Source organism: Parasediminibacterium schistidii (genome assembly GCF_046546515.1).
Classification (GTDB): Bacteria; Bacteroidota; Bacteroidia; order Chitinophagales; family Chitinophagaceae; genus Parasediminibacterium.
Genome location: NZ_JBKHKJ010000002.1, coordinates 81,649 through 92,560, shown reverse-complemented (window position 1 = coordinate 92,560; position 10,912 = coordinate 81,649). Strand labels below are relative to the sequence as shown.

At 43.2% G+C, this 10,912-nt stretch carries 1 protein-coding gene; it reads left to right on the top strand.

Features of this window, described 5'->3' with window-relative positions; translation table 11 throughout:
* Positions 1-44: 44 nt before the first annotated feature.
* Entirely contained in the window at positions 45-10,019 is a 9,975-nt protein-coding gene (locus ACHFIY_RS01700) for a heparinase II/III family protein (protein ID WP_410844311.1), read from the top strand.
* Positions 10,020-10,912 lie beyond the last annotated feature (893 nt).

Sequence of the window (10,912 nt, the reverse complement as noted above, 5' to 3'; positions counted from 1 at the left end):
CTGCAAAAACTGGGTTATGTCATTGTATTTAAAGCATGTTTAATATGAAATTTCAATTTATACTCTTTCTAGTTCTAGCTTTCACGGTTACTATTGCGCTTGGGCAAACAAATTATTACTATCAATCGGGCAATGTTGATGCCGTTTCTAGTTGGGCCCTCAATAGCAATGGCACAGGTGGCAGCCCAGCAAATTTTACGGCTGCCAACCAGGTTTTCAATATCGCAGGAACAAAGGTGGTTACTAGCTGGAACAGCGCCACCGCTACATGGACAATTGGGTCGGGTTCTAAGGTTGTAGTTGGAGACGGAACAAATGTTGCATCTCTTTCTATCCCTTCGGGAAATTCTATTTCGGGAACAGTGGACGTGCAGGTGTATGCTAAACTATATGTGGAAAGTATCAGTAATGCTCCTTTTATTGCTGGGGCATTCAGTTCTTCTGCCGCCACTACTACATCTAATAGTAGCCTTATTTATGATGGTGCCACGAATCAATACTTGCCAGCGGGCAACTACCAAGGTGCTTTATCTATTTCGGGAACGGGCACCACGGTCACGCTGAATGGTTCAATAACAGTGGGAAATGGTGGCAACAGTTCCTCAAACTCCACCATTACAATGGCATCGGGCACCACGTTGATCACCAATGGATACGGGGTAGCCATTAAAAAGGGCTTTACAGTACCCAGCGGCGCAACGGTAGATTTCGGAAGCAATGCGTCTATCCAGCCATATAGTGGCTATGCTTTTGCTGTTAATGCAGGTGCTACGGTTATCTCCAGCAGCACAAGCGGGCTTGATGGCAATATTAATTTGTTTAATACCACAACTGCTGGATGGTTTAATGCCGCCAGCATAAACTATATTTTCAATGGGGCAAGCACTACCAAAATGTTTTGTTCTATTGTAGCTGCCACAACAGCGTCTTCTGCTGTTACCACAAGTACATCCATTCCTGTAACTTCTGCATCCAATATTCAAATAGGGCAATCAATATACAATGCTTCTACCTTGATAGGAACGGTTTCAAATATTTCTGGAAACACAATTACCTCGTCTTTGTCCACTAGCTTAGCAAGTGGCGCAGAACTGAACTTTCGCAATCCACCTGCTTTTGGCACATACAGCACAAGTGGTGCTTCTACAGGAACTGGGGTAACTTTTACCGTGGCCTCAGCTAGTGGAATTGTAGTAGGACAATCTATTTATGTAAATAGCGGGGCAAGCAGTGCAGGGACTGTTACAGGATTGTCAGGAAATACCATAACTGCCATATTATCTTCCTCCATTGCCACTAGCGCATACCTAAATTTCCGCCATAGCGCCACTGCTTTAAATGTTACCACCCTATCAATAGGGGCAAACAATACCTTGAACACACCCGTAACAATTTCTGGCGATTTAACACTAGGAGCAAATGCCACGCTGGCAGACAATGGAAATGTTATTTCCCTTTCGGGGAATATTGCTGGTACAGGTAATCATGCTGGTGTTGGTGAAATTCTGATGACTGGTGCCGGAAAAAATATAGCAGGGGTTGGTTTGGGCAATCTTGAAGTGGCAGTAGGTAGTGGAAACGCTGTTACACTAACTGGTCCTGCTTCTATCAATGGCACACTAACCCTTACCGCTGGTTACCTGAATGCAGGGAACAATAACCTTAATTTATCTGGCTCTGCGCTTAACGCTAATGCAACCAGTTGTATTGCGGGTGCTGGCAGCAACAATTATATAGTGTTGGGTTCAGGATTGTTAAAGATACAAGGCGTCAATTCAAGTGCAACTAAAAACCCTAGCCCTGTAATATTCCCTATTGGTAATGCTACTACTTCCTATACCCCAATAACTTTTACAGGTACTACCAATGCACCCGATATTACTGTTGGCCTTTCCACTTCTTTTACCAATGCTTTGAACAATAGTTCCAATGTGGTAAACCGGCAATGGTCTATATTATCTAGTATAGCCAATGCTACTTCACTCACCTATCAATATTACGGCAGTAATATTACTGGTACTTTATCAACGCCAATTTTAGGTGTATATACTGGTAGTTACAGTGAGAATATTTTAAACTCCCCGATAGGAAGTAACCCTTATACGATTGCTACTACCGCAGCAATCAACTTGCCTGCTGCTACTGCTTATACAGGCATAGGTAATGCTTATACTTTTGCGCTTGCCCCACCAACTATTGGCACAGCCACATCTACTGCAAGCGGGCAAGCAACCATTGCTTTTACACCCTCATCACTCAATTCAATTTCGGGTACTTATACCTATTCAGTAGTCTCTACACCGTCTGCCACCATTACCCAAAGCGGCAATACCACGTCCCCAATAACGGTGTCTGGATTAACGAATGGCACTAGCTATACTTTCCAGGTGATTGCAAACAATGGCACTTCAAATAGCGTGGCAAGTGCGGCGTCCAATGCAGTAACACCACAATCAAACATCCCCACAACGCCCACAAATATTTCGGCTTCGATGACAACAGCGGGTGGAACAAGTGCCACAGTAGCTTTCACCCCATCAAGCTATATGGGCAGCGGGGCTAGCTCTATCAATTATACAGTAACCGCTTCTCCTGGCAATATTACTGCCACAGGCACTATAAGCCCTATTGTTGTTAATGGCCTATCAAAGGGGGTACTTTATACCTTCACGGTTAAGGCTACCAATAATTTAAGTTATACAAGTGCTACAAGTACTACATCAAACAGTGTTTGGCTCACTGGTTATACCCCATATACTGGCTTGGTAGTAACCGATTCTATCTTATTCGCTGCCATGAACCTCAATTATCCGGGGTTGGATAGTGTAAGGTACTACGTTGCTAAAAGCAAATATGATAGTGCCAAATATTATTACCATCAATATAGGTTGAGTAGTAATGCCCCCCAATGGTTCCCGCTAGGTACGCCTTCTGGCAATGGTACTGATACCAGAGCAGGAGCCGATAGTATAAGTCTTTACAACATAATAGGCCCTGATAATGGGTCTGGCTTTCAGCCCCCTAATCATCGCTTTGGTGCCGCTGTAACCAATATTCAATGGTTTCCAGGTCAAAATGGCCTAATAGCCCCAACTGATGTGAACAATGCTAACTATTGGGGTTCTATGGAAAGATTTTATTTTTGGCGTGCGCTCTACGGTAGTTACATGACTACTAAAAATGAAAATTATACCAAAGCATGGGTTAACCAAATGTGCAATTGGGTTGCTTCTTTTCCTGTGGACATAACCACTAGCGATGACGCTAATGGAAACATTGGTGGCACAAACCCATCTATTTATTATCCTTTCCAGTTGACAAACGCTAAAGGGGCTATCACTGGTAATTCATCTTATTATTATCCTGCCGTTTTACAAAACTTGCAAGAGGGGTGTAGGATGGAAGACACTTGGATGAATGGGTTTTATACTTTTTTAAAGTCACCCAGCTTTGTCGACTCTGCCGTTGCCACTTTTGCAAAAGGCATATTATGGCATGGATGGCGGTTAAATTGGGGATCTAACGCATTTATCAATACTAAAGTTGCACCTTCTAATCATCAAATTTTGGGGGCTGCTGGCTTGGCTGTTGCTGCCATGCTTTTTCCCGAATTTAATGATGCGCCTACTTGGCAGCAAACTGCTTTTAATTTATTGGCGGAGTCGATGGATAGCGCCATTTACCCAGATGGGGCTGAAACAGAATTGGCACCTGGCTATCATAATTGGACTAGGGATTTTTTTATGACGGTATCCCAGATAGCAACCATTAATCACGTTGCATTACCCAGTGCATACCTAGCCACCCTGAAAAAAATGTATTGGTACGATGTTTATTTAATGCAACCTTCAGGGCTACTGCCCCCTACAAATGATAATTCCGATTCTACAACTGCCGCTGTAAGTGCAGCCTACACACAGTGGGGCGACCCTGAGTTTTTGTTTGCCTCAAGTGGTGGAACACAGGGCAAGGCGCCCGATGCGGTGAGTTACCGCTTTCCTTACGCAGGTTTCAATGTTATGCGGAGTGGATGGGACAAAAATGCCAACTATCTATTTTTTAAAAATGGGCCAATAGGTGCTTGGTATCATGGGCATGAGGGCGATTTGGATCTGTACCTCTCTTGCTTTGGTAGCCCATTATTGATAGAAGGAGGAGCTTATACTTACGACCATTCGCAATGGCAAGTTTATGATTATTCAACAGAGGCACACAATACAATTACTGTTGATGGCAAAGACCAACATAGGGAAGATGATAGTACAGTGGCTTTGCACCAGTATCCTCAAAAAGTGGTTACTTCCCCTTCTTCATTACCATGGATTTCTAACTTTGTAGCCGATTACACCTGCGGAACATACAATGATGGGTACCAGGCGCACGCATTTGGCGGTGGAGGTACTAACAATTTATGGACTGGTACAAAAGATTATAGTATTAACCATAACAGGCATGTTTTCTTCCTAAAACCTTATTATTATGTGGTAACAGACTTTTTGGAAGGTTCAGGTACACATACCTTTAATAATTACTTCAACCTCAATGCGCCTGCTGCTTATCTTAATAGTACCACAAATGCAGCTACTACGTTAAATACATTGACACCTGCACAATTATTGGTAAAGCCAATAGAAACCAATGGCTTATCAGCAAAGCAGGTAATGGGGCAAACCTCCCCTTTTTATGTAGGGTGGATAGCACATTCCCACACGCCCATCCCTACAGTTATTTATACCAAGAAGCAGGCAGCACCAGCTACCTTTTCTACTTTTTTGTATCCGTATAATACCTCCTCAACGCCAAGTGTAAATACTACGGTGCTAACCAATCTGGCAAATGGTGTTTGGGGTAGCACGGGTACAACACAATACGAGAATTTTGCAATAGCAATGCGCCGTTACGATACTTTGAAGTATGATACAATTACTTTAACCGCGCCTTTTTCATTTAGTGCTTATGCAAGGGTGAGCATAGTGCGTAAACAAATAGGCGGTTCTAAAACAATACTTGCAACATTCGATAGCCTTACCAAGTATTACGATGATACAACAAACTTTACGCCTACGCAGGGCAACTATATTCTTTTGGTAGATTCTTTAAAAAATCATTTTTTATACAGTGATAACAATATAGCCGAAACAATTACATTTTCAAAACCTGTTTCTACACCACAGAAACTTGCCTCGCACCAGTGGTTTAAAATAAGTTCTGTGGGTATTACTGATGTATCAAGCCCAATAGTTGCCGTAACCCCAGTTACTAATACAGTTTTGATACCAGGCGACACAGTTACGGTAACCGCAAATATTGCCAACACGCAAATACCTATCACTGCTGTTTCTTTTTATGATGGGCCTATTCAATTGGTAATAGATTCTATAGCACCCTACACTTTCGCATGGGCAGGTACTACCACTACAGGATTTCATAATCTCACCGCCAAAGTGACCAACCTTGCAGGCCAAACAGTTACATCACCCATCTCTACAGTGTCTGTTGGCACTTTCGAGGCGGAGAATTTCAGTAGCAACACCAGTGGGACAATAGCTGTTGACTCTACAAGAAGCAATAATGCCGTTGTTAAAAACATAGCGGCAAATGGTTCGTTAAGCTATAACCTTACTACTGCACGTTCTGGTAAGTTCTCGCTAAGTTTTACATTATTGAACAATCTGGCAATTAATAGTATCAGTGTAACCGTGGATGGAGGTGCTATAACCAATGGGGGCGTAGCTGTGGGTAGTTTGTCAGTGCCTACATCTAGTGCTTATCAAACAATAACTATCCCAGCTTTTGACATTGCCTCAACTGGTAATCATATCCTCAACATTAGTTTTGGCAACAGTATTGCCGCTATTGACTATATGCAAATTTATTGGCTTAATTACTACCCCATCCCCGGATTGATACAGGCACAGAATTATACTTACACAGGTAACCTTTCTACTAATTCATCTAATTCGACGGTTGCTTTATCTCAAAATCCAGAATCTACAGGTGGGGGAACTTATATTGGCAAGGTGGATAGCAACTGGGTTTCTTATACCGTTAATGTTGCTGCGGCGGGTACTTATCAGCTACAATTCAGTATGACTAACCCATACAGTTCTGGTACACAGCATGTAGATATAGCCTCTAATGGCACCCTTATACAATCTAATCTTATTCCGGCCTATACTTACACGTCAGGTAGCCCTGCATATTTTTATCCTAAGGATACGCTCATAAGCTTTGCCAATGCAGGGCAACAAACATTAAAGCTTAGTTTTTATGTTGCTGGGGGAAAGAATTTTGCATGGATAAATTTTGCCCCAATAGGATTAACTACCTCTATCACATCCCCTGCCACTAATGCTACCTTTTCCTCCGGCAGTAATATTACCATCAATTCCACGGCAGCCGCCACTAGCAGTAGTGTTTCAAAGGTAGAGTTTTATAATGGGGATATTTTGTTGGGTACAGACAATGTTTATCCTTATAATTTCACTTGGGCAAATGTTCCTTCTGGCACATTCAGGATTACTACAAGGGCTTATGATGCTTATGGCAACAGCTATATTTCCAACCCTATAACCATCACTGTAACCAATAAGCCGCCAACGGTAAGTATTACTTCCCCATTTAATTTACCAACCACCATCATGCCTTACACCGATTATTTTATTACTGCCAATGCCAATGACAGTGATGGAACAATAGCCAAGGTTGATTACTTCAACAATGGTACTTTAATAGGTGAGGATACTGCTTATCCTTATTCATTAGATTTTCAGGGAATACCCAGTGGTGTATATACTATTACTGCCGTTGCTACTGATAATTTGGGTGTAACCACCACGAGTAGTCCGATACTTTTAACTACAGGAATCATTCAACCACAAAATTATATTACTCCATTAGTTGGAGCTGTAACTACTGCCTGTTCTTATTCAAATAGCGGGAAGATAGTAAAGCTGACGGATACCGTAAACAACGCATTGCAATACCAGATAGATGTAAATGATAATGGCAGGTACGCTTTGGGCGTCTATATCACCAACGCTCGCTTAGGTCGGTCGGTTCAATGGCTGGTAGATGGTGCTCCCGCCGCTGTGGATAGTTTGCCCCTTGCAAGCTATGCCTTGCCTATACATAAATTATCCGATACGCTGCCTGTATGGTTACCCCCTTTCGATTTAAGTGCAGGCACACATACCATTACCCTGAAGTTTACGGGCAATGTTGATACCCTGAATTATATTTCTCTGATGGATTTAAATTATCAAGAGATTCCCGGAACCATGAGTGCAAACAGCTATTCATGCTATGGTTCAGATACCATACCAACCGCTGCCTTGAACACGGCTTATGCCTACACGGATAAGAATGGCGTAAGTGGGGTTGCGGTTACCAATCTAAATAAAAACTGGGTGGCTTATGCCGTAAATGTGGATTCTGCTGGAACTTATCAACTATCTATGCGGTTATCTAATAGGTACAGCAACAGTGGCTGGACAGGGCCAACCATTACTTATGGCGCAGCACCAGTAACCACCATGCGTGTAGATGTGTTGGTTGATACCACCTACCAGCTTTCGCTTCCTTTTCCTTCTTATACTTGGAATTCGGGTAGTACCGTCATTGGTTTTGGCACGGCCTCTACACCCACTTTCAATTTTGCCACTCCAGGCAAGCATATCTTAAAGATTTATTTCTATGGGAATGTGGTCAGTTTCGACTCTTTAACCTTCACCCTAGTCAAATCTTTGCCGCCTACATTAACAGTTTGGAACGGGGCTTATGATACGCTTTGGAACAATACCAATAACTGGAACAATGGATTGCCCAGTGCCAGTACCAGTGCAATCATTCCCAGTATTGCTGCCCTGCCAACGGTAAATGATACGGAAGCGGTGCACAACCTGGTTGTTTACAACAAAGCCGCTGTAAATAACATGGGCAACCTGAATATTTGGGATAGCTTGAGCAACAATGGGCTTATTTATGGCAGCGGTTTGGTGTCATTAATAGGTACTTCGGCACAATTAATCCTTGGCAATGGCACCATAAGCAACCTTATGCTAAACAACTCGCATGGCGCATCCATTGCACCGGGAAGCAATAGCTTGGCTATTACGGGAACGCTCAATTTGCTTTCGGGCACACTCAATACAAACGGTAACCTAACATTGAGGAGCAGCAGCTTGGCCACAGCAAGCATAACGCCAATTATGTCGGGTACTGGCATTGCGGGCAATATTACAGTACAGCGGTATATCCCAGCAAAGGCTACTAGGAAATACGCTTTGCTAAGCAGCCCCGTGAGCCAGCTAATAAGCAACGCTTGGCAGCAACAGGTATATATAACGGGCAGCGGGGCCGGCGGCCAGGTTTGTGGCAGTGCCAATAGCAATGGCTTTGACGTTACCCAAACCAACAAGCCTTCTTTTTACACCTACAATGCCCCATTGCTAAACAATACCCGCTGGGTAAGCATCCCCAATACCAATGCTACCAGCCTCACCCCCGGGGTAGGGTACTTGGTAATGATTAGAGGCAGCAGGGGCAACGGGGGCGGGTGCAACAACCAGTTAAACACCTACACCCCCGCTGCACCCGATTCGGTGGTATTGTCTGCAACGGGTGCATACAACACGTCGCCTACTGCCAATGTTTATGGCACCACAAGCACAGGAAGCACATCAAGTGCCTACACTTTGCTGGGCAACCCCTTTCCTGCCGCTTTAAGCGCAACGGCTTTTCTAAATGCCAATAGCAGCCTTATTACCAACAACATATGGATGTTGGCTATTAATGGCAATAACACCAACGGGTATGGCAGCTGGAACAAGGCCACCAAAATAAGCACAGGCTATTGGCCAAATGATTATGTTGCAGACAATGCCACCGACTTGATAATCCCCTCTGGCTCGGCATTTTTTGTGGAGCGGACGGCTGCGGCAGATGCCGCTGTGTCATTCAGCGAGCAACAAAAAATAAGCTTGCCCAAGAATGGGGTATCCATCTTTGGCGTTGGTGGCAGTAATGCTTGGAATGATAAGGTAAGGGTTACCTTGGCCAATACAGACAGTACTTTTATAGACGATGCCGTGGCGCTGTTTGGGGATGATGCCCAAATTTCTGATACCGCATACACTATTTTCGATACTTATTCCTTGAACATGGGCAATCCCCAGTTTATTGCATTGGTAAAGGGGGGGCTGCCACTAGCTGTAAGCACGATGAAAACCCCTTTGCTGCCCGATTCAATACAGCTACATGTGCATAGCTCCTCAACAGGCAACCTGCAGATAAGGTTTAGCCAGTACGAACTCTTCAACGGCAATATATCCATCAATCTATGGGATAAATTCTTAAACAAAGTGTTAGACATAAGGGCTAACCCAAGCTATGGTTTTGCTGTTACCGCCGATACCAACTCGCAGGGTGCCAATAGGTTTGTATTGGTAGTCAACAAGTCAAATACATTGGCAATAGATGCAATAAGCTTAGCAGCCATCAAGGCAAATGGGGCTGTTGGGCTAGCGTGGCAAACTTCCTTTCCAGGCTTGGATACCTTTATAATTGAAGCATCAACTGATGGGCAACTGTTTAGTGCAATAGGCACTGTAAAAGGTATCGATTCAGTTTCCAGGTACACGTTCAGCATTAATAAAAGCCTTGTTGAAAACAGCTATTACAGGATAAAAGCTATTGGCAAAACAAGCAAAGTATGGTATAGCAATACTGTTTTTATACAAGGGAATCCAGCAAAGGCATCTATTGTTGTTTATCCAAACCCGCTATCAGGCAATGCGTTTAGTCTTTATTTAAAAGGGTTTGCAGCAGGCAGGTACGAGGTTGTTTTGTATGATATGATTGGAAAAAAAATAGAGCAATTGCCGCTTATCCATAACGGGGTGAAACAGGATTATAATTTAATGCTGCAAAATAAATTGGCAGCAGGGATGTACAAGCTTGTTGTAAAGAATGCTGATTCGGGAGAAGCAAAAGCACAATTATCGGTTGAGGAGCATTAAAATAACGCAATTGTAAATGAAGTATATACTCCAAAAGAGTGGGTCACTCTAACTCCTGACAAAATGAGGAGGGTTGAATTTGCGGGCAGTGGCACGAGTGAGCAACTCTCCAAGAGTGGCTCACTCTAAATGTAGGCAACCTCCGCCTAAACTTTATGTCCCTTGAAACCTACCGTGTACACACATCTTTTTAAACATTTTTAAAAAGAGGGATTTAGGTATAAAGTAGAGGTTTTGCCTAAACTTTGCGTCCTTTAAGCGAAGCGTTTTACCTTTTGTTTGCATCGCTTTTGCGCCTTCTCTGCGTTAAATGGCTTTGCAAACCTCTGCGGTTAAGCTCTTCTCTTTAGTTAAACTAGAGATGTGTGTACAGGGTAGCCCCAGGGTAAACGCATCAAAATTCTTTTTGCTCGAATCTTCGAGTTTGACACCAGTCCTGGCATAAGCCACCTTATTTTATACGGTTTTGGCATAGCCAAAATTGAAAAAAATGCGCAGCATATTTTTTTCAAAGGATAAAATAGAGTGGCGTTGCCAGGACGAAGCTCGCCGGCTACGAGGCAAAAGGACTGAAAAGAGGTATTTTTGAATAAAATAGACAATTAGGGGCAGATTAAATTTTGATGCGTTTGCCCCGAGGGTAGCTCTTGAAGCGTAGCTTTTTTATTGATAATTTACTAAATGCCATTGTTAATAATATGCTACCACCATGGGGGCATTTTTGGTTGCTCATGGGGGCATATTTCCCCCATATAGGATTGTCCTTTTGCATATATCCCAAATCAACCCCAACTTTGTAGTATAGGGCTCCTTGTTTTCATTAGCACAATTCCTGCGGTTACCCTAGCCTTGGTTTGTTGTCCCGTGGGGCTCATTTTTAACAGACAAAAAAA